This window comes from Mesorhizobium sp. M0598 (genome assembly GCF_040320865.1).
Classification (GTDB): domain Bacteria; phylum Pseudomonadota; class Alphaproteobacteria; order Rhizobiales; family Rhizobiaceae; genus Mesorhizobium.
Window position 1 is genome coordinate 70,769 of record NZ_JAMYQL010000014.1, and the last position, 26,382, is coordinate 97,150.

The following is a 26,382-nucleotide window of genomic DNA, read 5'->3' on the forward strand; positions in this document are numbered from 1 at the left end:
GATTCGGAGCCGTTGGATCAGGCAAGCTCCGACTTGAGCACGATCATTGCAAGCTCGCGCCAAGTTCGAAATTAATCCAAGACAGCGCTCGTGCATCCACGTCCGTGATCAGCATATGGCCCGGCGAGACTGTGATGGAGATCGCGAGTTCGGCACGAGCAAGAGCGTCTTGGGCGGTCAGGCTGCTCGCCCAGAATACAGGGATCTCCCCGTCCAAGACTTCGACAGCATCACCCCAGTCGGGAGCCATCAAATTTCGGATGCCGACCGTCGTGGGCTCTCCGACATGGATGGGAGACCCGTGCGCATGCGGAAAGCGCGCGGTGAGCACGCGAACCTTGTCGACTTCGCTATGCCGTATCGGACGCATGGAGACGACCATTTCGCCACCGAACGGTCCGACTTGGGACGTCTCGATCTTGGTGCGGAACTTGGGGGCGGTTTTTCCACGGCCGATACGCCGGAGTTTCACGCCTCGTTCGACAAGTGCGGCCTCGACGGTGAGCGAACTGCCGAGCGCGAAGGCCGCAAAGTCATCTCGCCACAGGTCGATGATGTCTGTGGTCTGGCGGATCATCTCGCCGAAGTGATAGATGCTGTACTGTGGTGCATCGGTCCGGATATCGATATCGCCCAGCGCAGGCAGAAATGGGCTGCCCGCACGGCTCACACCGACCAAAGGGCAGGGTTTCGGATTGCGGACACAAAACTGATAGAAATCGGCGGCAAAGCTGCGCGGCACAATCACGACGTTGGCCTGGAGCTTGCCGCGCGCAAGCCCTCCTGTATGCCCTTCATAGGCACCCATCCTGACGAGTCTGCGCAATCTGCCTGCATCGACCATTCGCAAATCCTCGTAGATCGGTAAAGTGATCGGGCGAGCCATGGCTTCCAACGGATGCGCGTTTCAACGACACGTCGAGAGCGCGTAAGATCATCGGCAGGTCTGCCGCTTGTCAAATCATCAGAATCTTTCCTCATTGATAAATCGTATTTATTGGCCGGCGAAGGATGGCGCTTTTTATTAGCTTTTGCTCATATTTATTCTCATTGACACTCGCGGCAGCCGATCGCTTCTATCTGTCGGCTTGCCTCATGCAGGAAACCAAGATCGCGGTTCATGTAGAAGAGCAGGAAAGCCGCATAGAGTACAAAGACGAGACTGAACACCAGCGTCTTCACGATCAGCGACAGTGCAAAAACATTCAGGTGCGGAGAGGCCCGCGCCAGGAAAGCCAGCACAATGTCGGACAGGAGCATGCTGATGATGAGCGGGAAAACGAGGGTCAGCGCCATCGCGATGATGCGATTCAGCAGACGCAGAAATATTCCCGCAGCATCCTTGCTGAATACAGGCAGAAGACTGTCGATCGGCCACAGGCCGTAGCTCTCGTAGAGACTGGTCAGGGAAAGCTGCAGGCCGCCGGCAGCCAGGTAGATTGTGACCATGATGACCGCGAGCAAGGTGCCGGTAGCACTCGTCTCGTGCGTCATCATAGGGTCGATCAGCGTCCCCATCGTAGAGCCCCGCTGCAGGTCGAGGATGTCACCGGCAGCCTCTGCTGCCCAGAACGGTATCCCCATACACAGCCCGAGCGTTACACCGACCACAACCTCCTTGAGAATGTAGGCTGCGATCATCGTGGTCGTGATGTCGCTGTTCGTCAGCTTGCTCACGACCATTGGAAAGATTGGAACTGCCAGCGCCAATGCCACGCCATTGCGCAGAAGCCCTGATAGCGGCACACGCGAAAACAGCGGCATCAGAAGCATGAAACCACCCACGCGTGCGAGCGCGAAAGCGCCTGCCAAGAGATAGACCTGAAGGTCTTTGACAGACGCGAAGAGTGGTTCGACCGGCACCTGCGTGCCTCAACGTGTGACGACGGGGAATTCGTCCAGAGCCGTCGATGCCTGCTGCGCGATCTGCTGGCCAAGCACAGGACCTAAGACGATGATGACCAGCAGGATCACGACAAGCTTGATCGTCTGCGGCAGCGACTGGTCCTGAATCTGTGTCAGCGCCTGGGCAAGGCCGACGAGGATGCCGACCGCCAGTGCCGCAATGATCGCTGGGCTGGACGCGAACAGCACCGTCAAAAGCGCGCTTTGGACCTTCGCCAGGATGAAGTCATTGTTCATGCGCACCCGCCATGTCGTCAGCCGTAACTCAGGATCAGGCCATGCATCAGGCGCGACCAGCCATCTATGGCGACGAAAAGGAACAGTTTCAGGGGAATCGAAATAAGGACCGGCGAGACCATGATCATGCCGAGCGTCATCAGGATATTGGCGACAACGATGTCGATGATGAGGAAAGGAAGGTAAAGCAGGAAACCGATCTCGAAGGCTCGGGTAAGCTCGGACGCAACAAAGGCCGGAACAAGGATCGAGAGATCGTCGTCCTTCAGGTTCTGCCGCGCCTGTTCCGGCCAAAGGCGGCTCGTTCCATCGAGAAAAAACTGCCGCTCCTGCGGCTGAGTGAATTTCATAAGGTGTCGCTGCAGTGGTTCCCTGACCAGTTGCGCTGCCCTGGCGAGGTCATCGGTCGTCTGGAACTGAACTTGCCCTTCTTGAAGTCGGCCAGACATCTCGCTCAGCAACGGTGTCGTGACATAGACGGTGAGCACAAGCGCTATGCCGTACAGCACCAGATTGGGTGGCATCTGCTGGACGCCGAGTGCATTGCGGATGAGAAACAGCACGACCGAAATCTTCAAGAACCCCGTCATCGTGACCACCGCCAGAGGCAGCAACCCGACGAAGCCGACGGCGATCAGAATACCAAGGAGATTGGGCGAATTCTCAAGCATTATCGAACATACGAAGGATCCGCACGCCCAGGCTTTCCCCAATCCGCACGATCTCGCCACTGCCAACACGTTTACCGCTGGCGATGATGTCGACAATCGCCTCCGTTACATCGGCGAGCGGAACGATGGCGCCGGGCGCAAGCTGCCTCACCTCTCCGAGAGGCATTGCCGTGCGGCCGATTTCGAAAGCGAGTACAACCGGCAACTCGTCCAGAGTTGACTCTTCCAAGGTCTGGCCAACTGACGGCGGCGAGTTCTGATTCATGGTCCACTCCCAATTGGATCCGGCGACGGGGGTCGGCGCGGCAAGCAATTGCGGCCCGGCGGCAGTCAGGGCCACCGATGCATAAAGGTGCTCGGCAATGATGAGTGCCGCGTTGCGTTCTTCCGCCTCATTCCTGAAAAGCACCACGTCGCCAGCCTGGAGGCTTTTCAGCTCGCCAAGGGTTACTTTGAGTGCGCCACGCCGAAGGCAGATCGGCAAAGGAAATTCGGCCGGGATCGGCGGTCTGGCCTTAGCGATCTCGTCAAAAAGACGGCCGATCCGAACCGCCAGGCTGGCGTCACTCGTGTTCAAGACGCAGTCAATCGTCTCCTGGCTGTCGGTCAGGACAAAAGCCAACGGGGTCTCGCCCGAAACCGAAACTGCTTCTGTTTGTGTGACCGAGGTGAGCGCGATAGTGTCGCCCAGCTTGGCCTCAATCCATTCGAGATCCTCTTCAAACGCGGATTCCAGCAGCAGTGCGGCGTGGGCGGGGGCCAGCCGCTTCATGTCGACCAGTTCGTCTGCCCTGGCGAAGCCTCTTTCGACCACGGAAAGCGGCAGGCGCAATTTGCCCATCGTGTCTCCGACGGAGAACGCAATGGTGTACCACCGCTGGCCCGCAGGGTTCGGCGCCGGCCAGACGGCGGCAATCGGCACCGCCCTGCCCGCGATCGTGATTTCCGCGTGCGCGCGCCGGCGGTAGAAGGCGTTCAATGCCTCAACGTCGACAGACGCAACAGAGTTCAGCACCAGCCGCTCGCCAACGCTCGACCGTGAGGCTTTGCGTTTTGCCGGCTTTACCTGCGCTCTCGTTTTTCCCGACGCAAAGGCTTGGGGCATCACATCCATATTCACGATCACAAAATGGGCTATGTGGGCAGGCGCGTTGGACCGCGCTCTTCTTCCTCGGAAAGCTCGGCAAGCGCCAGGCAACGTCGTGCGGTGCGGTTGATCAGATGCTCCAATACCCCGTCCAGCTTCGTCAGAGCTTTCATGGCCTCACGATGATCATTGCGAGCTGCCGACAGTTCCGCTTGCCGTTGCTGCTCGGCGACGCCGGCCATCTTCTCGTTTTCACGCAATTGCTCGGTTTTTCTGGCGGCGATTTCAAACCGGCCCTGTAGCTGGTGAAGGCTGGCAGCTTTTATCGGATGCCCAATAAGCGAGCCGAACGCTGCATATTCGGCATCGACCGTGCGCTGCAGGTGCTCCGTGACCGCACTGGCCGCCTGCCGACCCTCCCTCGCGGCCCGGTCCAAAGCGGCGTGCCGTTTGATCACCTCTTCCCTTGCACGGTCCTCACGGCGGCGTCTGAGCTCGCGTAATCGAGTGATCATCTCACGATCTTTCACCGACGATCTCCCGCATGAGTTGGCGTGTCCTCTCCAGGCACTCATGAGTGGCGGACGCCTGACGCAGAAAGGCGTTGATGACATCGATCTTCGCCACTGCCTCGTCCGCCACGGGATCGCTGCCTTTTTCGTATTCACCGACGCGCAGGAGAAGCTCGATGTCAGCGTAGCGGGCAAGCAGTTCACGCAGGTGGCCGGCGTCGGACCGATGTTCCGGCGCCACAACCGCATCCATGAGGCGGCTTCGGCTGCGCAGGACATCAATGGCCGGGAAATGGTTGCGCTGCGCAAGCTCGCTCGACAAGAAGACGTGGCCATCAAGGAGGGCCTGAACTTCCTCGGCGACAGGGTCCAGCGTACCGTCGCCTTCAAGAAGAACGCTGTAGAGGCTGGTGATGGATCCGACGCGACCCGTGCCTGACCGCTCGAGCAGACGGGGCAAGACCGCAAACAGCGAAGACGGAAAGCCGCGACGCGTCGGCGGCTCGCCCGCGGCCAGGCCAATCTCTCGGTGCGCACGGGCAAACCGGGTTAGGTTGTCCATTGCAAGCAACACATGTTTGCCCTGGTCGCGAAAATATTCGGCAATGCTGGTCGCCACATAGGCAGCCTTGACACGCTCAATGGCGGGACGGTCGGAGGTCGCAACAACGACAATGGCCCTCGCCCTGCCCTCGGGCCCGAGCTGTTGTTCGAGGAATTCGCGTACCTCACGTCCGCGCTCTCCAACAAGGGCGACCACCGCGACATCGGCATCGGTGCCGCTGACGATATCGGAAAGCAGGATCGACTTTCCCACGCCCGGTTCGCCAAAGATTCCGACGCGCTGGCCGCGCGCGCAGGTGAGCAGCGCATCGAGCGCGCGTATTCCGAGTTGGATCGGCTGGGAAATCAAGCCGCGCTCCAGCGGAGATGGCGGATAGGCATTGACCGGATAGCTGCCGGCGATGCCGTCCGGCGAAAGCGGCTTGCCGTCCAATGGCTCGCCAAGCGCGCTGATCACGCGACCAAGAAGGCTGGGGCCGACGGGCACCTGCTGGTCTTTTCCGGTCGCCACGACCTCAGTCAGGTTTGAAAGACCGGCCAAATCGCCCAGCGGAACAAGGATCGCCATTTCGTCCATGAGGCCGACGACTTCCGCCTTGGTCACCCTTCCGGTCCTAGGGTCGACGAGTTCGCATATCTCGCCGATACGGGCCTCCTCCACAGTCGCATGAATGACGGTGCCGGCGACACGCCGTACACGCCCCTTCCTGGGCCGGCCGGTATCGTCGCGCAGGCCCGAACGCAAATTCGGAATGATGGAGGCCAGACGGCTTTCGATATCAGCGGCGGGCGCGGTCATCGGACCTCCGTCTTCGGCGCAATCGCGGCAGCTATGGCTTTGAGCTGCGCGTCGATGCTCGCGTCGACGACGGCAAAGTCGGTCGAAACGATGCAGGCGTCCGGAGCCAGCGCGTCATCCGCGTCGATCTCAACCGTCATCGCCAGATCACTCTCGCGCAAGACTGCGTCCAGCTCATCACGAACCCTTTCGATGGACGCGGAATGAACTCGGAGTTTCAGGTACTTGGCGCGGCGGATTTCAGTCACCGCCTGTCTTGCGGCTTTGGCGACAAGCGCGCCGACGTCGAATTCTCCCAGAATTCGCCTGACGATATCGACGGCAAGGCCAATGACTTCGGATTCCAGCCCACCAAAATAGCGATCCACCTTGACCGCCGTCTCGCTGACTAGCCGCGTGGCCTCGGCATCGCCTTGCGTTTTGCCGTCGTCATAGCCCTGCGCATATTCGGCCGCATAGGCTCGCCGAGCGGCGTCGCGCAACTGCTGCGCATCACGCCTTGCTTCATCGAGAAACGCATGCCCATCCTGGAGAGCGCGCACCTCGGCGGCCCGCAGGATCCGAGCGTAGGGACGCCTCAGAGCTTCCGACGCTTTGCCCGATTCGATCATCTCGTCTAGCTCATCGCTCGTCGAACAATTGCGGGGCCGACCTCGGCAAATTGTTCGGCTGACGGCTGGTGGATGAGCTCTTGCGGCACCAGCTTGAGACGCACCCGCATGCTCGTATCGCCCGGCATGATCTGACACCAGGCGCCAAGGCAACTCAGGCCGTCGCCGTAGACGCGACCGGAAATGTCTTCCAGCGGCCCCAATCGCTCAATCGGGCCGGCCAGATCGCGGTTGGCGAGGGCGAAAGCGCACAGATCAGCCCCAAGCGCCGCCTGCAATGCGGCCGCTTCGCGCCCCACAATGACAGCGGCCAGACTCCCAGCCCAGTAGATCGCGCCCGAGCGAAGTGCAAGTTCCTCCAGCTCTTCGCCAGACGACAAGGCGATCGCTCGATCCACCTCATCGGCCGGCTCTTCGACCACTGGAGAGAGCCTATGCCGATCGAGCAGAAGCTTCGACAGTCGCTCCTGCAAGCGTTGCGAGCGCAGCATGCGCTCGCAGGCAGCCTCGCCGACCGCGCCGTCAAAGCACTCCGCGAGCCAAGCCGCATCCACATAGGACGCGGGTTTGGAGATGAATGCCTGCCATTCCGGGCTGGCAGTTTGCTCCGAGCCGGGCTGGGTCATGTTTTCTTCACCGGCATTGCGGGAGCATCGAGCGCGTAGACGCCGGGCCGTCGATACCACTGCATGTAGGCCAACCGACCAGCCAGCACGAATATGGCCGCCGCCATGCCATAAAACAGTGACATCGCGGCGGCGACGCTGTCTGGATGCAGCCACAGGCCGAGGAAGGTGGTGAGACCGGCCTCGCCGGTTTCCTGGTTGGGAGCCGTCGCTGCAACCGGAATGAGGGTGACCGAAACATTGTCATAGGTCAGTCCGGCGATGCCCTTGGCCACCAGCATCTTGACCTGCGGGATGAGCTCATTCATCGGAACGGATGCGCGATGCCGGATGAACACGGAGGCGGACGACGGTAGCAGTTGCTGCCTCAGTGGATCGTTTTCGGGCAGGACGAGATGAACGCGAGCCGAAAGCACGCCGTCGATGTCCGAGATCGTCTGCGACAGCTCCTGGCTCAAGCCGTAGATCATCGTTGCCCGCTCTTCCACCGGCGAGGATACAAGCCCATCCCTCTTGAACACCTCGCCGAGCGTCTGGAATTCCTGTTTGGGCAAGCCGCTCTCGTCGAGAATTGCCATAGCTTCGGCGAAGCGGCCCTTCTGTACCGAAACCGTCATCTTGCCGTCCTTGCCTGCCTCGCGTTGGGCTGGAATCCCGTGACGCATGAGCGTGGCCACGATCTCGTTGGCCTGCCGCTGGTTGAGGTTGGAATACAACTCCACCGAACACGCCTGGAGCACAAGCATACCCATGACAACGAGCGCAACGCGAAACCTGGCGCCGCATCGATCCAATCGCGTTAAACGCCGCAGCGAGGTTGGCATGGGCGCGAACACTCCGCGGCGCTTACTGTTGCTTGATCAGCGTGCTGGTGGACGACGTGACAGCCGTCACGCTGCTCGTAACCACCTCGAGATTGGCGGCCGCCCACATCACCGAAATCGATCGTTCCAGGAGTTGCTCTGCATTCTTGGCTCGGGAGTCTTCGCCTTCCTTGCCGGACAGAGCCATCTTGTCGGCGCGATCCTGCGCGGCGGCCGTTTCAGCACTTTCGGGGGCGTTAGCCTGGCCAAGAGCCTTCTGTACCTGCTGCATGGTTCCTTCCAGCGACTTGACGGCAGAACCGAAAAGGGCCGATGGATCCGTGAACACCCCACCTGCAGCCTTCTCCGTCTCGGCCATGTAGTCGAAGAGTTTGTGCTCGAGGATTGGCTCGGTCTTCTCCGGCTTGAAAGCCTGGCCGCCTATTGCCGGATTGGCGCCGGGCGTCTGCGCCACCTGCTGACCTGCCCGCGTGGCGACATCACTGCGCTCAGGTGTATTGACCTTCGCGGCATCGTGCTTTTCTTGCTTGGCGCCCACCATTCGGTTGCCGGGCTGGGCTGCCGCGCCGACGGTGATTTGCTGCTGCGAACTTATGCTGGTGGTTAAGTTTGCAAGCGTAGCCTCGAGGGCTCCAATCGGTGCGATTTGCAAGAATCTGCCCTCCTGTCCTAGTTCGGTTTGACGGAGGGGACAATCTGCGCCTCCGCCTGCTTTCCGCGGAAAACGCGAACCGACACAGCTTTGCCGGTCTCCTGCTTGGCGCTCGGCGTGGCAGGCACCCCGAGGGTTCTCCTGACGAGCTCGATGTAGGATGGCGGACCCGATACCGAGATGACATCGTCTTGCTTGGAGACCTTTATTGGAAACCGCGGGTCACTGACGCCCAGCCGTGAAAGCCTGTCTTCCGCGCCAGCAGCCATGTTGGCATCAAGCGGAATCATTTCCGTCTGGACTTCGGCTTCGGTCGCGACGTTCATGACGATGCCGTCGAAATGCCAGATCAATCCGTATCGATTGCATATCTCTTCGAGGAACTCGCGGGCTGTTCCGACCGGCATGCCGGCGCTCAGGCGCCCCTTTACCAGCTTGCTGACACGCATCGGCACCCGCATGTTGCGGCCGAGCTCAACCAGCGCGTCTGTCACCGACTGATCGATCGTGATGTATTTGTAAGGGCCAGGGGGCCAGCGCGGTTCGGCAGCAAACGCAGGCTGGGAGCCAAAGCCGAGCGCCAGGACGACGGCAAGCCGGCAGGCCACAAGGGCAGCTCTGCCTCCAGATAACCGATCAGCATGGTTGATACTGGGTCCCGTCACATTGGTCCTATCGAAAGCGACCCACGAGTAATGCCCCGCCTCGCTTGCTTCATAGCTTGTCCGCTGATGTCATTCTATCGTGGACACTCGAAAAGGGGAAGTCCAATTGGATTTCATATCAACGAGCTGTGCCAAATGTTGCGAATGAACCGCAAGACGATACAGTGCGGGTAGGAATCGATTGCCACCGGGTTCGGGGTCATTGGTTCAATGTGGAAAGGAGTGGTCTCGGTGACGGAAACCAACAGCCTGCTCGCGAAGTTGGACGTGCCCGCAGGCGTTGCTCGAGGCAAGAGGTTTGCGGCAACGCGTCTCATCGACGCATTGAGTGCATCGGTTCTGGTCGCGGTGGCCTCGATTGCCGCAATCGCGTCGGCGCAGGCCCAATCGAACAGCGGTTATGACCCTAGAAGTTGGACATACGATCGGGGAAGAAATGTACTGGTCTCGCCTAGCGCTTCCGGCCTGACGGCGGGCGGAGAATTCACGCCCGAGGAGTCAGAGATTCCCAGGCAGGTCGTGACATTCAGCGAGGCTCAGCCGAAGGGGTCGATTGTGATCAACACCACGGAGCGGCGTCTCTATTACATGCTGGGGGGCGGCAAAGCGCTACGATACGCGGTGGGGGTCGGCAAGGAGGGGCTGGAGTGGTCCGGTCGCGACACGATTTCGAAAAAGAAGGACTGGCCAGATTGGCGGCCACCGGCCGAAATGCGATCCAGAGAAGCATCAAAAGGCCGTATCTTGCCTGCGCACGTGGCCGGAGGCCCGAACAACCCTTTGGGCGCACGGGCACTGTATATCGGAAACACGCTTTATCGCGTCCACGGCACCAATCAGCCGTGGACCGTCGGACAAGCCAACTCCTCTGGTTGCATTCGCATGACCAATCAAGACGTCATTGACCTGTATGACCGCGTAAAGGTCGGCGCTCAGATTATTGTCCGGCATTGAATTGTGATCCCTTTCAACATCAAGCAGCTCGAAACCTTTCTACTGGTGGCGACTTTCGGAAGCTTTCGAAAGGCTGCCGAACGACTCAACACCACGCAGCCCGCAGTATCCAACCGAATTGCCGGGCTGGAAGAAGCGCTAGGTGCCAAGCTGTTCGAGCGGCAGAGCGGCAATGTCAGGCTGACAGCCCAGGGACAACGGCTTCTGCCGTCTGCTCAACGGGTCCTGCGGGTAGCGGAACGGCTGCAACTGACGGCCAGCTCGCTTTCAGAGACGGCAGGGGTGCTTAGGCTCGGGGTTGCCGAAACGATCGTTCACACCTGGCTACCGGATTTCCTCCGGGAGCTGCAAGCAAACTATCCGCTTGTCGATACCGATATCGTCGTTGATGCGACGACCACCCTTCGCAACGAACTCATGTCGCACCGACTCGATCTTGCGGTGCTGATGGGCCCAATTTTGGAACATAGCATCGAGAACATCGAGATGCCGTCCTTTCCCCTCGTGTGGGTCTGCTCGCCGCACCTGAAACTGCCTCCGCGGCGCAAGCTGACGCTGACTGATCTGATGCAATTCCCAATCATCAGCTATGCGCGGACCACCAGACCCTACAGCGAACTTTACCGCAAGCTGACCGGCGAACTGGAAGAGACGCCGCGTATCTTTCCCGCTAATTCGCTGGCCGCTTCCATCAAAATGACACTCACTGGTATCGGCATCGCCTCTCTCCCTGAGGAAGTCGTCCAGGACTATACCGCAAGCGGTAAACTGCGCATTGTCGACTGCGAATGGCATCCGTCAGATCTGCAGTTTACCGCCTCCTACTCCTCCGAACCGTCCAATCCGGCAGCTGAGCGGGCGGCAAAACTCGCCGCCAGTGTCGCAAACGCGTATGCCGCGAGAACCGACAAGGCGCAGGAGTCAATGGACGATAGGCTCGGCCCGCGGTTTCTCAGCCGATCGAGGTGATCGGCAGATAGACGCGGTCGCCTGAGAAGATCACGTCCGGGCTCAGAATATGATCCATGTTGAGCACAACCGTGTCCGCCACATCCGCAGAATGGGTCTTGGCTATCAGGCGAATGCTGTCGCCATCCCTGACCTCGACCCACTGATAACCGTCTTTCTCCAGCGTTGGGTTCGTGCGGCCCTCAGGATTGCTGCTGCCCTCGGCATGAGCCTCGACATAGTCGCCGGAAACCCAGCCGCTATGCATTTCGCCGTCCGGTCCGAAACCTTGGACAGGTATCCAGGTCTCCCCTGACGGATCGGCCGACGGCTTCGCGGTCTGTTGGACGAATGTGCCGGATTGCAGAACGGTTCCCACGGTCGAATCCCCGTCAGGCCGGGTCCGCAAATTCAGGCCATCATCGGTGACCACGACCAGTTGCGGGAAATCTTCCACCGGGGTCTGCGGCCCACCTGGATCATCCGAAGGATCATCGGATTGCTGGGACGAGGCATCGCCATCCGGTTTTTTCGGACCGGGTGCAGGGGGCGTCTTCGCGCCCTCCCAAGGCTCCGCGAGCAGGGCGTCCAGCGAGAAGAGAAGCATTCCAACACCGAAGGTGATGCCCAGAGTCCACCGATCCCATGCAGCCCATCTCTTGTCGGACTTTTCCGCCGCCGCCATATCAGCATCGGTTCGCGGCACTGAACGGCGATTCATCCGGTCCGTCCTTATGGCCGACGCCCAGAATTCCGCGCAGCCGAAGGTGAACATGGTGCCGGCGACTGTGGCGATCGGCGCCGGCCAGGAGTGCACCGTATAGACGGCGCAGCCAAGCACATAGCCCGGTCCAGCCAGATATTCGGCCAGGTTTCGGATCACCGGTCTGCCGGTGAACGACTGCAGCATCGACTTCGTGCCGTAGACGACGTTGCCCAGCGTGAACGTGCTGTTGACGACAAGATCCTTGCCCTGGATCATCCCGGTTGCGGCACCTGGCGCTGCGGCAATGAATGTGGCCCCGCCGAGCGCGTTGAGGAATCGCCCGAACGGCTTGTGATTTGCGGTTGCGTTGGGCAAGAGCGCCTGCGCGCCGAAAACGAAACCTCGCACCCCAAATGCAACAGCCCCGGCGGTGGCGGTCCAGGTCGGCGGCAACGAACTCCACAACACGTAGGAGGTGGTCGACATGCCGCCGAAGGTGGCGAGCGCCTGAGCGTTTTCCCGCATCCTGGCATGGCTGAGGGCCAGATCGACGCTGGTGGCCTGATCCGGCGTCATCGCCCTTTTATGGGTCGCCCGATAGGTCGTCAGTTGCAGCACGGAAAACGCGTTCGTTTGCTCCGTCGGCATCCAGGCAAACTGCTTAGGCGTGAACTTGCGCAACTGGCCGGGGCTTAACTCGCCAAGCTGCTTCGGCGTCAGCGCCGCTATCTGTTGCTTCGTCAGCGCCTCGATCTGATGAATGGTCAGAGCGCCAAGCTGCTCCCGCGTAAGCGCCGAGATGTGGTCCGGCGACAGCTTTGCGGTTGCCGCGGGATCGCGTGCTGCGACGAGATCAGGGTCCAACGCCGCGAACTGGGTCGCATCGAGATGGCCGAATTGGGCAGGTCTCATGGCGGCGACTTGTTCCGACGTAAGCGCATTGCGCTGCTCATCACTGAGCTTGGCGATCTGGTCGGGTGTCAGCTTGCGCACTTGCTCAATGGTCAAGGCAGCAAGCTGCTCGGGTGAAAAGGCAGCGACCTGATCCGGTCGCAAACCGCTGATACGGCCAGGGGCAACGGCCTGCAATCTGCTTGGCCTGATCGCCTGGAGCTGTTCGGCACTCAGCGCCCGCAACTGCTTCGGTCGAAGCGCCGCAAGTTGATCAAACGTCAGCTGCCCGGTCTGCTCGGGGCTCAGTGCAGCAACCTGCTCAGGCGCCAGCTTGGCGATGTGCTCCGGCTTGATGGCGTGCAATTGCGTGCCGGTCAGTTCGGAAATCTGATCGGCTGAAAGCGCCCTGACCTCCGGCCCCGTCGGCGCCCGCACCGGTTCCGCATATCCTGGTTCCGCGGCGACAGGCCGATTGCCTTCCTCCGGTTGCCCAAGGCTCCCCGGCGCATGGCCGTCGGAAGCACCGCGAGTCCAGGGCAGGACAACGGCTTCGCCCGTATTGGGGTCGTACACCAGTATGTGCGTCTTGTCCGCCACCTCCGGCGCATCGGCCGGCGCGCGCGGTCCGTCGGAAGGCGGCACATACACCTGTTCCGGACTCCTCGGTTCGGTGCCCAGCATTGCTGCGACGATCACCTCGCCGTTCTTGTCCTGGAGACGCAAGGTTCGACCCGGAGCGACCTCGTTTGATGTCGCCTGAGGTTGAGGTGTTGCCGTGGCTGGCTTGTTGTGTCCAAAAATGTTGCCGACAATTCCCGCATCGTCGAGCGCCCGCTGCAATTCCGCAGAAGGCGGGGCATCGAGGAAAACCCAGCGCGGTTGGTAGCCCGGGTTTTCATTTCGCAGCGCCACATCCTTGTTGATCTGCTCCTGCAATTTCGACGTGAGCGGTACTTCGCGCATCTGGGCAACGCCGTTGATCGTCGTCCAGCGATGGTAGGTCTTGACCTCGATCGCCTCGATCTCGTCCTGGCTCTTGAACACCGGCGCGTCCACGTATCGTCCACCTTCGCCAAGGACGGGGTGAACACCCGTGGGATCGGCAGCGACTGGGAAATGGGCTTCGCCGGTCGAACCATTGAGTTCGCGCGTGTAGATCTCGCCGGCTTTCCACTTTTCAGGCTGCCGCATGTTGCGGACCTGTTGAAGCGAGTAGGTGGTTGGCGGGGCAGCTTCGATCGCCTTCCTGGCTGGCGTTGCCTCCGGAGGCACGGCTTCTCCCTCCGGCTGTCCCGGACTGCCCGGCACATGGTCGTCGGAAGCACCACGTATCCAGGGTAGAACATAGGGCTCTCCGGTTTCCCGATCCCGGAACAGAATATGTGACTTGTGCATCAACTCCGGTTCGTCGCCCCGTGCTGTCGGAGCATCAGCAGGCGGCACATACACATTCTCCGGGCTCTTTGGCAGCGGTCCGTAACGGGTTGCCGTCACGGACTGCCCGTTCTCGTCCCTTATCTGGATCGGTCCGCTTCGGCGGCTGCCCACCTGCGAGGAGAGCAACGTCAGCACGCCGTCGGCAACGTTCGGGCGCATGAAGCCGCCATCGACGATCGACGGGCCGAATTCCGTCCGGAATTGCTCTATCGCCGCGCGCTGGTCGGGTCTCGCCTTCTTCTCCAGTTCGCCGAGGAACTGCTCCAGGGAGGCCTTGCCACCCTTCGGAATGGCTGTCGTCGCGCCGTCACGCGAGGTTTCTAAGGCATGAGCAAGCCAGGCCGGGACCGTCAGCGTTTCATTCTGTCCATCGGCTCGATCGAAGGTCAGCGTCGCTGTTTCATCCTTGGCGATTGAAGGAGCGACCTTGGCAGCCTTGGACTTGTACTGGATTCTCACTTCAGCACTGAAAGCCACCGCCCCGGCAGGCAGAGGAGGTGTCGACAGTGAAAGCGTGTAGCGTGTCGCCGGCGTGCCGTGCGAACCGTACAGGTTCTGATAGATGTTGCCGGCGCTCGGCATATAACGGGGCTGCGGCGTCCCGTCGGAACTGAAGCGCGCCGGCAGCCATGACTGTACCGTCGATTTCACCTTGTAGGCCGCTGAAGTTGCCGTCCGGTCGGGATTGAAACCCAGCACACCGGGAAGCCTGTTGCGGTCGTTGAAGATGATGTCGACCAGCATCGCCTCGGGATTGACGACGCGTGCCTTCTCACCGGTCAGCAAAACGATGTCTGCCGTGGGCGCCTTGCCCGGTACCGCTGAAAGCCGCAATCCGCTTAGCGTCGGTTCATCAACAAACGAAACTGTGTTCGACGGATCAATCTGACCAGACTTGACGAGGTCACGGATCGACCGGATGCCATCACCCTGTCCGATCGCTGCGATGAGTTCGGACGCCTTCGTCGGATCCTTGACCGCGAACTGGATCTTCAGGCTTGTCGAGCCGAGAGCGGACCGGATCTGATCGTAGGTCTGCTTCGACACGATGTCACCCGGCTGGAGCGTGTCCTTGACGGGCACTTCTGGGCGCTTCTCGAAGCCGACGCGCGGCATCTGGTCGACCGCCCCGACATGATTGGCCACGATCGGCAGCCGCAGTCCGACCTTTGTTTCGGTCATGACACGGTCGAAGGGAAGCGCGCCTTCCAGCTTGACGTGACCAGCGCTGTTTTCCGCCGGCACGCCAAGGAAATCGTGCTGGCCAGGTACGAGCGTGGCCTCCTGGCCTTCGAGCGAAGGCGTGTAGGTCATCTCGATCACGGTGCCTTCGCCGTCTGGCGTCATGCCGACGATGGCAGCATCCAGCGGCTTGGCGTTGTAGCCAGTCGCATCGCTGAATAGCGCCTTGCTCGCAGCCGCCGAAAGATCGCTGGCGCGAACCGGGAAAGCGGTCTGATTGGACACCGGCCAGACGCCGGCCTGAAGGCCGGTGATGTTCCTGTATTCCCGTGCCCGGTAGGATACGACACCTTGAGTGCCGAGCGCATCCGTCAATGGCGTCAGGCTGCGCTGGCTGATGCTGTCGACGACCGACCATCCGATCATGCCGAAATCGGTCTTTGTCCCAATACCGAAGCCGACGGCCGCCACCGTCGGCGAGCCGATGTCGAAGGCCTGGCCCGTATTCAAGCGCGTCCGGAATGTGATGCCGATGCGGAAGTCGGGCAGTATGTCGCGGAGCGGCGTGCGCGGTATCTGAACGCCATCCGGGCCGTAGCGCTCGGCCAACTCGCGGTTCGAATAATAGCTCTTTTCTGCCTTGTATCGCGCTACAAGCTGCTCGACGCTCAGCCCGTCAAGATAGGCTGAGGGAGTCTTGGCATCCTTGCCACTGGTGTAGATGTGCCCGCTTGTGTCGGGTTCCGGCATGCCGGTGAAGCTGCGCGTCTCCGGATCCCAGACGAGGCGCATCGTGTCGTCTTTTCCTGCCGGCTTGTTCGGCACAATGATGGGATCGCTATCAGCGGGATGCCCTGAATTGCGCCCGGTCGATCCATGCGGATCGCGGCCCGGCAGCATCGTCGGACCGTCACCGCTGGCATCGCTGGTCTTGATCACTTCTCCGGGTATCACAGGATGGTTAGGATCCTGGAAGACCCGCTCCCCCGTCGGCCTGTAGACGCCGTCGGCGCCAATTTCATAGACATTCATCGGACGTCCGGAGGGGCCGGGTTCCAGCGCCGGAGGCGACTGCCGTGGTCCTCTGCCGTCGGACCATGGCGGCGGCTGGTGCGGTCCGCCGCTGCCCGGTGGCTGGTTGGCGCCGGGACCATTGGCGCTTGCCTGCGTGCCCGTTCCAGGTCGCAGTGTCCGCAGACCGTGAATGCCGAGGCCCGTGCCGGCAATGCCGGTGCCAAGGCCCGTAAGCGCGTTGGCAAGCTGAAGACCGTTCATCTGGTCTCCGTTGACGGCGAGATCATAGGCGGATGTCGCCAGCAAAGGCGCACCGGCAATCACGGAGCCGACATCCATTCCCCACGCCAGCTTGTTCAGGCCGGCGGTCGACTGCATGTAGGTTCGGGTTTCGAGCGCCAGGGGCGAGCTGGACCGTGTTGCGCCTATGCTGCCACGGAAGGCCTGCAGGGCCGTCATTTCCTTTCCCGCCAATCCGGCGGCCGTCATTTCCCTTCCTGCTAATCCAATGGTGCGCAGACCGCTGGAAGCCATCGGCAGAACCGTGGTTGCCACGCTGGCGACATTCATCAGCGACTCGGTATCGTCCCACTCGCCGCCATGTTCCAGATGGTTGACCTGATTTATGACCGCTCGGGTGCCGAGATAGGCAGCGCCCGTATAGGCCAAGGGTGCTGCAATCGGCGCGGCCGGCGTGAACGACAGAATGGTGGCTATACCCGTCCCGATGCCAACCAGCGGATCGACGACCTTGTCCCAAGCAGAAACATTGCGCGACTTGACGACTTCCAGTTCGATCCTGCCGTCATCTCCGGCCTTCATCTCCAGACCCTTGGGGACGACGAGCTTGCCATCTTCGCCGAACTGGTTGTTGTTGTCCTGGAAATCTCCGAGGTCGTCGAACTTTTTGCCGGTCACGTCGACATAGCGAGTGTTGCCGTCTCCGTCACGCACAGCAAACAGCGCGACCTGCTGTGTCCCGACCTCATCGTCAACATAGAAAATCGGCACGCTGCGCACGTAAGGATTGTCGCCGCCGATATCGCGGATCTCTTCCGTCACATTCTCGATCGCCTCGCGACCTTCCTCGGTCGAACGATCTATGCCGAGCGTTCTGGCGACCGTCTCCTCAAGGGCCGTGCCGCGCTGTTCACGGAACTCGTTGTCGTAGCCGCTGTCGAGCAGTTGCTGGAACTTCGGCTGATAGATGCCGTCAAGCGTCTGCTGCTCATGCTCGTCTAGATAGGTCATATCCACCGTGCTGTTGCGGTCAACCAGCAACGAGGGATCGCTGGACCGAAGCTCATGATAGTCGCTGAAGCCTTGCACCAGCCCGCGCAGCTCCTCGGCCTGCGTTATCTGAAGCCTTGTCGCGTCCAGCTTGAGTTTGGCGACCGCTAGTTCGGGATCAACCCAGCGTCCGCTGGCATCGTCATCTTTTGTATCCAGGTCGATCCAGACTGCCTTCCCGCTCTGGGTCAACGCATCGATCCCTATCTCGTTGTATGTCTGGGCAACCTCCGGCGCCACCTTGATTGTCTGTCCGCCGACGTTGATCTCGACAGGCTGCACGCCATTGGGCAGGGTGCCTTCAGGAGCATCGACTGTTCCTGGCCCGTGCTCCGTCAACGCATTGTTGAAGTTGGTCTGCAGCGTTGACAGCTCGGAGTTCAGGTCTTCAATGCTGTCGCCGAGCTGCCGATCCAGGACATCGTTGAGATTCTGCGCCGCCTGCGCCTCGCTGGCCCTCACCGCTTCCAGGCCATTTGCCGTGCACACCGGCCCGGTGGAACTGCTGCCGCCCAAAAGCTGCTGCCAGTCCTTGTTGAGTTGCCGATCGCGGTACTCATCCCTGACGTTCGTTTCGCTCAGATTGTAGGTGAGCTGCTGCTCGGTGGTGCCCTCTTCGAACTGGTTGACCACCCACAGCTGGCCGTCGCGGACCTCAAGTTTTTGCGATTGGAAGAGACCCAGATAATCGCCACTGACCCTTTGATGTTTCTTTCCCTGTTCGAACAGAAACTGGTGCTCGCTATTGTATTCGGCGAGCAGTCTCTGCTCGAGGTCTGTCTGCTGCGCACCTACTTGCGTGGCATCGGCATGGGCGTTGAAGTAGCTTTGATAGGCTTCGGCCAATTCGAGCTGATTGCCTGCTGTCGTCTGCAGCGCCTTGAGGTCCTGATATTCCTTCGAGTCGGTCGGAATGCCGTCAAGCTCGGCTTGCCCCACCAGGAAGTCGATGGTGAGCTTGTCGCCCTTGCTCAGATGCAGGCCGACTTCGGAGAACAGCTGATCGACAGCTGCATGATCCGCGAGGCCTTGCGCATACTGCGTTTGCCGATTGGGACCTGGCTGCCCTTGCGCGGATGCAACGTCTGCATTGGGATCAATCAGCGGCGCAAGTTCGCTCTGCTGGGTGATGGCGTCGGCAAGAATCCGCCCGGCAGTCTCATATTCGCCACGGGCATCCTGCGCGTTCTGCAGCAAGGTGTTGGCCTTGGTAAGCCGCTCCTGCGCATCGGCAAGCGTGCCTTCCGGTTTCTGCGGGGTCCATTGCAGACCATGGGGTGCCAACGCCTCGTTTATAACTGTCTGCGCCCCATCAACAGCATCCTTGTAGGCGGGGTCGAGCATATAGACGTTGAACTGTTCCTGCCGCTGACCGGCCAGAGCTCGCGTTTCAGTAATTTGGGACAGCGCGATGTTCTCAGCAATGATGGCCTGGGCGACCTCGGGATGGACCCAGGTCCAGACGCCATCGATCTTCATCGGCGTCCACTTTCCGCCGGAGGGTGCGTTACCCTGCGGCGGATCGCCGAATGGATCGACAACCCTGTTCTCGCCGTCCAGTTTGGGCGTGGCGACGGTACCTAGACCATATCTCTCGATCAGGTCCTGCTTGTTTTGTCCGGCTTCTTCTGCCGCGTCGATGAGACTGGGCAAGGTTTCACCCGCCAGCAGCCCTTCAATGAAGGTCTTTACGACCTCGCCCTCTTTTGCCTCCGTGGCATCACTGCTGTTGGGGTTCACCGCCAACAGCGTCCTGGCCAACGCCTCCTGCGTACTTCCTGCTTCGATCTTCAGGTCGGTCCCGGTGGTGTTGTTGTGCAGCGTCATGCTGCCATCAGGGCTCGTGGTCAGCGTATAACCGTTGAAGGTGACTTCCACGGTCGTGCGGGCACCGTTTTCGATGGTAACCTTTTCGCCCGGGTGAATGATGTCGGGGTCACGAGGCGAATTGAAGAGCTCGGGGTTCGTTCTTCTCAGATCGTCCATCGACACGCCATATTGCTGCGCAATCAGGGTCAGATTGTCGCCTGGCTTGACCTCGTACTCGACGGGCTCGCCGCCATTGATCTCCTCGGTGGTCGTTGTCGTCACCCGACCGTCCTTGTCGGTGACGATCGTGGTTTCCGTTCCGGCCTTCGGATCAACGATTGTGGTTGTGGTCTCGCCCGTTTCGGTGTTGCGAACGCTATTGCGCGTCCTGCCGTTCCCGTCCTCCGACCCCGTCGTTTCCTTGCCGTCAGACGTCGTCACGACGGTGCGCTCATCATGCTGGTAGTCGTGATAGTAGACGGTCTTGACGCCGGTGTGCGGATCGACGACTTCAACCGACTGCACGTCACCATTGTCGCTCGTCGGTTCGCGCGTCGTGACCTGATAGCCCGCGGCGTTCAGCTCAGCGATCACCTGCTCGTTGGTCAGACCCCTTTCCTGCGCGATTTGCTCGATGCTCTTGCCGTCCGCGAGATCATCCTTGATGCCCTGGGTGGTTGCCCCGCCCGGATCCTGAGATGCAGCCAGGACGGTCTTGCGACCATCTGGACCGTTGACGGTCGTGACCGGCAAGGCCGGCCCGTTCCCGGGTGTAACGGTTTCCACCGAAGCGCCGTTCGGCAAGGTGGTCCGCTCGGTGACGGTTCCGGTGCCCAGATCGTCTTCGTAACGCGTCGTGATGGCACCGGTGTCGGGATTATAGCTGCTGGTTTCCTTGCGGCCGAGCCCATCCCGGATCGGCGTGGTGGTTGCCGTGCCGTTGGGTTGCTCCACGCTCGTGTAGTAGCTGTCGTGCTGGTAGTCGTAATATTGCGTGATGGTGCGGCCGCTGGCATCCGTGATTTTCGTCGTCAGCACGTCGCCATTGCCGCTCGGGTCAGCGGCCGAAACGGTCATCCCGCCGGACCTGAGCGCGGCGATAACCTGTTCGCGCGTCATGCCCCGGGCAGATGCAATCTGGTCGATGCTTTTGCCGCCGGTAACGTCGCTGACAATATTGCGCGCAGCTGTCGCTTCCGCGGCGTTGTCTTCGGGCGTGCTGCCATCCAGTTTCACCGGTGTCGCGGCCAGTGCCGCGAGATCGGTCTGCGTGTAGAGAGCCGGCGTCACGGTCCTGCCATTGACGGATGTGGCGTTGCTGGCGTTGACGACGTTGACCCTCGGCGCTGCCGAAGCCGCAACCGGCGGCGACTGAAGCGAATCCAGTTGCACGTCAACATGGGCCAGTTCCTGGCGGGCCTGTGCCGCCCAATCCCGCTCGCCCATCCTGTTGGCAAGCCTGATCTGCTCCCGCAGCTTGGCAGCCTGGGCCTCCAGCCGCGCTATCTGCGCGGCGTTTGCCTTGGCATTGACCTTTTGCGGCTGGACCGGCGGCTTGGTGGGCGTTATCGGGCGAACCATGAGGACGACCTCCGGAAATTAACGTTGCCGGCAGCCTGGCTGCCGTCACGCCCGCCCGATCGCAACCTTTCGGATGTTATCGAGGGGGCTTCCAATAAATGCCGAAAGCAGCAAGCTGCTCTTCCGACTGTTTTACCCGTTCTGCGGCGTTCGTTTCAGACTGCGCTGCCGCCAGCGCCGCCAGAATCTCGACGGCGGCGAACGCCGGCGCCATGCTTCGGAAGAACGACTGCGAATTTGACGTAACGACAATTGTTTCCCGCGCGATCTGTGTCAGCGGCGACACGCTGCTATCGGTGATCGCCACCACGCCGATGCCCTGCCGAGCCGACTGGCGCGCAACGTCGATCGTCGTGCGCTCGTAGGGCGATAGGCCCACCGCAAGAAGTACCGCGCCGCGTCCCGCGTGCTGGAGGGCATCCAGGCCCGGTCCGGCCATCTCGCCGACAAGCGTCACCTTGCAGTCGGTGCCAGCCAGCAAGGACATGATGTGAACGAAGTGGCTCGCGACCGGATAGGCGGCGCGCGAGCCGACAGCGAACAGATCGCGTGACCGGGCGAGCAGACCGGCTGCCGCGATGAACTGCATGGCGTTGCCGTATTCGCCAAGGCTTGAGATCTGGGCGGCGAGCGTGTCGGCAACGACGCCGGCAGTCGAATATCCCGGACCGCCATGCTGTCCGATACCCTGTCGCGCCGGCTCGCCCGCGATGGTCTCGCGCAGCGCGCGCGCATAAAGGCTGCGCATATCTTCGTAGCCTTCAAGGCCAATCCATCGCGCCAGCCGCATCATCGTGCTGTGCGAAACGCCGGCCTGGTGCGCCTGCTCGCGCATCGACATCAGTGCGACATCCTTGGGATGATCCAGCACGAAACGTGCGGCGACCCGCAACTGCGGTGGCATAGTCTCGAACCGTTCGACCAAAAGCTCGGCCAAAGGACCTTTTTCCATTCTGAAATACCCCATTCACCCACCTGCCAAGGTACTCCTTGAACCCAGGCGACGCAACAGTTGGAACCGAAGTGTCTCAAATATTCCAACTGGACTTTCATTTTCGGCCATGCTGCTTTAAGCTGCCTTCGCAACCCTCCGGACTGCAGCGATGTGAGTCCGGAGTTTGCAACTTGGATAGTCCCTCAAGGAGACAATGATGGCTGCTACCCCTCCCATTACGTCCGGCTCTGCAGGGTCGCCGGAACAGAACCTGGACAAGATGATCAAGCACCAGGAGCGCATGTTTGGCCTGGAGATCACGAAAGAAATCGCCAAATCCCAGCATGACATGCTGATGAGCACCGCCAGGACACTCGGCCAGTCGGCTGAAAAGGCCTAAGGCGTCGGATTCTCGAACCATGCGCCGCCGCAAGCACCCGGCGGCGTACCTGCACGGCGCAATTTTCAGAGCCGTCATCAGGCTGGGTTGGAAATGGTCATTCGGCGGGAGATGAAGTGGCATGACCGCTCGTCCTATCAGCAAATATCCGGAAGCAGCAGTGCCGGCGCGCCGACTTCGATCGATCATCGCCCCCTCCCCGGACACCGGTCATTCCATAGCGCTGAGCGTGACCCACGGATTTCACGCCGGCGCCGAAGTCAGTCTGGTCGAGCCGCAATATACGATCGGCTCCAGCACTGAGTCGGACATTGTCCTGCGGGATGCCGGCATCGCACCGATTCATGCAAGGCTGCGGCGCAAGGGCGCCCAAGTTGAAATCGAAGCCGTCGGCGGCGATGTCATGTTGGCCACGGGCGAGACCATCCGTGAGGGACATGGCAGCCGCTGCAGGCTGCCGCTCGCCATAAGCTTAGGCGAAGCGCGGATCCGGCTGATCAGCCTGCGCAGCGCATCCAATCGCTGGTCTTTTGGGTCTTTTGCCAATCGCCCGCTGCTGGTCGCGAGCAGCGTTCTCTGTGCGGTCCTGGCAGTTTCCGTCGCCGCGAACGGGTTCTCTTTCGCCAAGCAAGAGATTGGCGCAAAGGCGTCCTCTTCCTCTCAAGACGAGCAACCAATCAGAGTGGCTTTGGCCGGTCAGGCAGGGAAAAAAGTCCTGGATGCTTCATCGCCAGCACAAATCCAGACTGCCGCAGAAGTGGAAAGGCAGCTCAAGCTGCGCCTCGAGCAATCCGGCATAAGCACATTAACGGTTCTGGAATCAAATGGACGCCTCGTGGTCTCGGGTATGATCCCGAATGACAAGAGTGATGTCTGGGCACAAACGCAATCCTGGTTCGATCAGTCGTTCGGCGCTCACCTTCCCCTCATCTCCAACGTCATGGTTGGCAATGCGCCGCAGGCGCCGCGGCTGAGGCTGCAGGCGATCTGGTACGGCGAGCGGCCCTACGTCATCGCAACCGACGGCGCGCGCTATCACGAAGGTGCATTCACCGACGACGGCTGGGCCGTCAAACACATCGGCGAAACCGAACTTCTCCTGACCAAGGGCGGCGCCACGGTCGCGCTGAAATATCCGTGAACCGCCGGCTTGAAGCGGCACGATTCGACACGGCACGGATTGACACGGCGGGCCGCGAGGCGCGGCAGGCGGAAAGCGTGCGTGGCCAGGCCATCAGCCGCCGACGGACAAACGGGGTCGGCAAAAAAGCAGCCAACGGTACTCAGGGGGCGAGATCAGCCGCTGGTGCAGAAGGGCCGGAAACGGCGGAATTCCAGGCTTCTCAAGGTGCGGCCGGCGAGTCGCTCGATGAGATACTCGCCAATTTCGTCATGCCCAATATTCCCGAACCGGCCATCCTGCGTCGCTCCGTGCCCATTCTCCAGGATCTTGTAACGCACCTGGTCCCAAGCCTGGAGGGCGGAGAGCAACTCAAGACGCTCGCCAAAACGCTGATGGAGGATGAAATCGAGTGTCATCGCGATCTGCTTGGTCGCATGCAGGAAGGATCGAACTCTGACCGACCCGCGTGACACCGTGCATCTTTTGCATGTCCTGGGCTATCTCTACGGGTGCCACGGGCAGGCAAAGCGGGGCGCGGCCTACCTGCTTATTGCTGCACAGCTCTCGCCGGGAAATGCCGGCGTCCTCAGAACGTTGGCCCACCTTCTCATACTCGATGGCGAGGCGGAAAAGGCGCTTGCCACGATTGCCAGGCTGGAGACCTTGGAAGGAATGGATCACCCGGTGCTTACATTGCTGAAGAGCCGCGCCTTGCTCGTGGCCGGGCGCAAGACCGAGGCGCGCAGTGCCTTGCTTAGCTTCCTGTCGCAACGAGGCATCCGATGACCGTCTCGGAACGCCTGATGCAATTCCTTGCCAGGCTGTCACGCCGCAGTGATCTGGTCATTGCCATTCTGATGCTCGTCGCGGTGGTAATGATGCTCATTCCATTGCCGACGTTTCTCGTCGACGGTCTCATCACTGCAAACATCGCCATCAGCGTGCTTATTCTGCTGGCCTCATTCTACGTCTCTCATCCGCTGCAGTTTTCGTCACTGCCGTCGGTCATCCTCATCGCCACTTTGTTCCGGCTGGCGATCACGATCACGACCACGCGACTGATCCTGCTCCAGGCCGACGCAGGCGAGATCATTACCGCCTTCGGCACCTTCGTCGTTGGCGGCAGCATTGCCGTGGGCCTCGTCATCTTCCTGATCATCACCGTTGCGCAGTTCATCGTTGTTGCGCGAGGTGCCGAACGCGTCGCCGAGGTGGCCGCGCGCTTCACGCTCGATGCGCTGCCGGGCAAGCAGATGAGCATCGATGCCGAGCTGCGCAACGGCGACATCGACCAGGCGGAGGCACGCCATCTGCGCCAGCAGCTGGAGCGCGAGAGCCAGCTGTTTGGCGCAATGGACGGCGCCATGAAATTCGTCAAGGGAGACGTGATTGCAGGCATTGTGATCATTCTGGTCAACTTGATAGGTGGTTTCGCAGTCGGCACGCTGCAGCACGACATGTCGCTCGGCGACGCGGCTGCGACCTACACGCTGCTCACCGTGGGTGATGGCCTGGTGGCGCAGATACCCGCATTGCTCGTCGCTGTGGCCGCCGGCACAATGGTGACGCGCGTCGGCAGCGCGGACGGAACGGGCGATCTTGGCCAGCAAATAACCAGCCAGCTGCTGCGCGACTCCCGCGCGCTCGCACTCGCAGCCGTGATCATGGTCGGCCTTGCCATGGTGCCAGGCTTCCCCTCCATCGCCTTCCTGGTCCTTGGTGGCTGCTGCGGCGCCGGCGCCTATGCAATCAATCGCCGCTCCGCCCAGGAGTCCGAGCCTCAAGACATCGGCCATACCGCCTCGCCTGCACAGCGGGGGAATTCCGCGTCGCTTTCGGCAATCTCCACCGCAACACTGTCTCCATCCTACCGCGTCCTCGTGCGCTTCGGAACCGAGCTCGCACACTTAGTCCCGGAGCTCGAATTTGCCGCGCTCGCCGACGGCGTGCGCCGTGAACTCTTCGGTGATCTCGGTGTCGACGTTCCGGCCATCGGCATGCAGGTCGACGAGATGCTTTCGCAACGAAGCGTCCGCGTCGATCTGGAAGGTGCGCCCATCCTGGATGCTGAGATTCCTGCCAACCGTGTTCTTGTCGAAGCGGACACGACGCATCTCGATCTGCTCGAAATACCTTACGAAAAAGGTTCTCCGATTGCCGGTCTGCGTAAATTCGTATGGGCCGATGACAGCTACCTGTCAGCACTGAAGGGAGCCGGGTTCGTCTTCTCAACGCCGGTGCAAATAGCGACCAAATGGACCGGCCATGCACTTCGTCTTTATGCCGGCCATTTCGTCGGGATTCAGGAGACACGCAGGCTGCTCTCGGACATGGAACCGGATTATGCGGATCTGGTCAGGGAGGCGCAGGAGACCGTGCCGCTCCAGAAGATCGCGGAAGTGCTCCGCCGGCTCGTCGGGGAAAACGTCCCGATCCGCAATCTGCGCCTTATCCTCGAGGCACTCATCGAATGGGGCCCACGCGAACAGGACGTCCTCTTGCTGACGGAACATGTCCGCACATCCTTGAAGCGCCAGATCAGCTTCCGCTTTGCCGGCCGCAACAACATCATCGCGGCCTATGTGCTGCAGCGGTCGGCCGAAGGCATCCTGCGAAACGCGGTGCAAAGCACATCGACCGGCACCTTCCTGAATCTGTCGGACGATGATGCGCAGGCTTTGGTCACCGAAATCGAGCGAGCCCGGTCGCAGAACGCCACCGATGTTTCACCGGTCGTCCTCGCCGCGATGGATGTGCGCCGTCACATGCGCAGCCTGCTCGCACACAATGGCATCGAGCTTCCGGTCCTATCCTTCCAGGAACTCGCACACGAATTCAACGTCCAGCCGCTGGCCACGATCGCCGTCCGCTCCGGCAAAGCCGGCGCGCGCGTCGTCTCCCATTCGCTCCCGTCGGCTCAGGCGAATGCCGCGCAGGAGGCGCCCTCCTGACGCCAG

At 61.0% G+C, this 26,382-nt stretch carries 21 protein-coding genes; 7 read left to right on the forward strand and 14 right to left on the reverse strand.

Features of this window, described 5'->3' with window-relative positions:
- Positions 1 to 43 precede the first annotated feature (43 nt).
- The 12 genes from NKI59_RS18760 to NKI59_RS18815 form a co-directional block, all read right to left on the reverse strand.
- Positions 44 to 844: a D-glutamate cyclase family protein gene (locus NKI59_RS18760; RefSeq protein WP_352705945.1), complete on the reverse strand. Its 801-nt coding sequence runs from the start codon at positions 842 to 844 to the stop codon at positions 44 to 46.
- A gap of 203 nt (positions 845 to 1,047) precedes the next feature.
- Positions 1,048 to 1,863: a type III secretion system export apparatus subunit SctT gene (gene sctT / locus NKI59_RS18765; RefSeq protein ID WP_352705947.1), complete on the reverse strand. Its 816-nt coding sequence runs from the start codon at positions 1,861 to 1,863 to the stop codon at positions 1,048 to 1,050.
- A gap of 9 nt (positions 1,864 to 1,872) precedes the next feature.
- Complete coding sequence (locus NKI59_RS18770) at positions 1,873 to 2,142, reverse strand: EscS/YscS/HrcS family type III secretion system export apparatus protein (protein ID WP_352454247.1); 270 nt, start codon at positions 2,140 to 2,142, stop codon at positions 1,873 to 1,875.
- Positions 2,143 to 2,159: 17 nt separating this feature from the next.
- Complete coding sequence (gene sctR, locus NKI59_RS18775; protein ID WP_352454246.1) at positions 2,160 to 2,813, reverse strand: type III secretion system export apparatus subunit SctR; 654 nt, start codon at positions 2,811 to 2,813, stop codon at positions 2,160 to 2,162.
- On the reverse strand, positions 2,806 to 3,927 hold the full coding sequence (gene sctQ / locus NKI59_RS18780) for a type III secretion system cytoplasmic ring protein SctQ (RefSeq protein ID WP_352705949.1): 1,122 nt from the start codon (positions 3,925 to 3,927) through the stop codon (positions 2,806 to 2,808). The genes sctR and sctQ overlap by 8 nt, the downstream gene beginning before the upstream one ends.
- A 20-nt stretch (positions 3,928 to 3,947) precedes the next feature.
- The gene (locus tag NKI59_RS18785) at positions 3,948 to 4,430 is read right to left on the reverse strand and encodes a hypothetical protein (RefSeq protein WP_352705951.1); all 483 of its coding nucleotides are present in this window, start codon (positions 4,428 to 4,430) and stop codon (positions 3,948 to 3,950) included.
- On the reverse strand, positions 4,417 to 5,775 hold the full coding sequence (locus NKI59_RS18790) for a FliI/YscN family ATPase (RefSeq protein ID WP_352705953.1): 1,359 nt from the start codon (positions 5,773 to 5,775) through the stop codon (positions 4,417 to 4,419). The genes NKI59_RS18785 and NKI59_RS18790 overlap by 14 nt, the downstream gene beginning before the upstream one ends.
- Complete coding sequence (sctL, locus tag NKI59_RS18795) at positions 5,772 to 6,386, reverse strand: type III secretion system stator protein SctL (protein ID WP_352618689.1); 615 nt, start codon at positions 6,384 to 6,386, stop codon at positions 5,772 to 5,774. The genes NKI59_RS18790 and sctL overlap by 4 nt, the downstream gene beginning before the upstream one ends.
- A 5-nt stretch (positions 6,387 to 6,391) precedes the next feature.
- Positions 6,392 to 7,012: a SctK family type III secretion system sorting platform protein gene (locus NKI59_RS18800; RefSeq protein WP_352705955.1), complete on the reverse strand. Its 621-nt coding sequence runs from the start codon at positions 7,010 to 7,012 to the stop codon at positions 6,392 to 6,394.
- Positions 7,009 to 7,836: a type III secretion system inner membrane ring lipoprotein SctJ gene (gene sctJ / locus NKI59_RS18805; protein WP_352705957.1), complete on the reverse strand. Its 828-nt coding sequence runs from the start codon at positions 7,834 to 7,836 to the stop codon at positions 7,009 to 7,011. The genes NKI59_RS18800 and sctJ overlap by 4 nt, the downstream gene beginning before the upstream one ends.
- 22 nt (positions 7,837 to 7,858) lie before the next feature.
- A complete protein-coding gene (locus NKI59_RS18810; RefSeq protein WP_352705959.1) occupies positions 7,859 to 8,488 on the reverse strand; it encodes a hypothetical protein in 630 nt (209 codons plus the stop codon).
- A 17-nt stretch (positions 8,489 to 8,505) separates the two neighbouring features.
- Complete coding sequence (locus NKI59_RS18815; RefSeq protein ID WP_352705962.1) at positions 8,506 to 9,096, reverse strand: type III secretion protein; 591 nt, start codon at positions 9,094 to 9,096, stop codon at positions 8,506 to 8,508.
- Between the two features lie 288 nt (positions 9,097 to 9,384).
- Between NKI59_RS18815 and NKI59_RS18820 the strand changes: the two genes are divergently transcribed.
- Both NKI59_RS18820 and NKI59_RS18825 read left to right on the forward strand, forming a co-directional pair.
- On the forward strand, positions 9,385 to 10,107 hold the full coding sequence (locus NKI59_RS18820; RefSeq protein ID WP_352705964.1) for a L,D-transpeptidase: 723 nt from the start codon (positions 9,385 to 9,387) through the stop codon (positions 10,105 to 10,107).
- Between the two features lie 3 nt (positions 10,108 to 10,110).
- Complete coding sequence (locus NKI59_RS18825) at positions 10,111 to 11,076, forward strand: LysR family transcriptional regulator (RefSeq protein WP_352705966.1); 966 nt, start codon at positions 10,111 to 10,113, stop codon at positions 11,074 to 11,076.
- Here NKI59_RS18825 and NKI59_RS18830 read toward each other — a convergent pair.
- Both NKI59_RS18830 and NKI59_RS18835 read right to left on the reverse strand, forming a co-directional pair.
- Entirely contained in the window at positions 11,060 to 20,968 is a 9,909-nt protein-coding gene (locus tag NKI59_RS18830) for a LysM peptidoglycan-binding domain-containing protein (RefSeq protein ID WP_352705969.1), read from the reverse strand. The two genes, NKI59_RS18825 and NKI59_RS18830, sit on opposite strands and share 17 nt — an antisense overlap.
- A 76-nt stretch (positions 20,969 to 21,044) precedes the next feature.
- Positions 21,045 to 21,935 (reverse strand): MurR/RpiR family transcriptional regulator, encoded by an 891-nt coding sequence (locus tag NKI59_RS18835; protein ID WP_352705971.1) that lies wholly within the window; start codon positions 21,933 to 21,935, stop codon positions 21,045 to 21,047.
- Between the two features lie 184 nt (positions 21,936 to 22,119).
- Here NKI59_RS18835 and NKI59_RS18840 point away from each other — a divergent pair, with 184 nt between their 5' ends.
- The 5 genes from NKI59_RS18840 (at position 22,120) to sctV (ending at position 26,376) form a co-directional block, all read left to right on the forward strand.
- On the forward strand, positions 22,120 to 22,302 hold the full coding sequence (locus tag NKI59_RS18840) for a hypothetical protein (RefSeq protein ID WP_126092905.1): 183 nt from the start codon (positions 22,120 to 22,122) through the stop codon (positions 22,300 to 22,302).
- A 121-nt stretch (positions 22,303 to 22,423) separates the two neighbouring features.
- On the forward strand, positions 22,424 to 23,443 hold the full coding sequence (locus NKI59_RS18845; RefSeq protein WP_352705974.1) for a SctD/MshK family protein: 1,020 nt from the start codon (positions 22,424 to 22,426) through the stop codon (positions 23,441 to 23,443).
- Positions 23,440 to 23,895, forward strand: coding sequence for a hypothetical protein (locus tag NKI59_RS18850; RefSeq protein WP_352705977.1), 456 nt, complete (start codon positions 23,440 to 23,442; stop codon positions 23,893 to 23,895). Before NKI59_RS18845 ends, NKI59_RS18850 begins: the two co-directional genes overlap by 4 nt.
- A 4-nt stretch (positions 23,896 to 23,899) precedes the next feature.
- Complete coding sequence (locus tag NKI59_RS18855; protein ID WP_352705979.1) at positions 23,900 to 24,211, forward strand: tetratricopeptide repeat protein; 312 nt, start codon at positions 23,900 to 23,902, stop codon at positions 24,209 to 24,211.
- On the forward strand, positions 24,208 to 26,376 hold the full coding sequence (gene sctV / locus NKI59_RS18860; protein ID WP_352705982.1) for a type III secretion system export apparatus subunit SctV: 2,169 nt from the start codon (positions 24,208 to 24,210) through the stop codon (positions 26,374 to 26,376). The genes NKI59_RS18855 and sctV overlap by 4 nt, the downstream gene beginning before the upstream one ends.
- Positions 26,377 to 26,382: the final 6 nt, after the last annotated feature.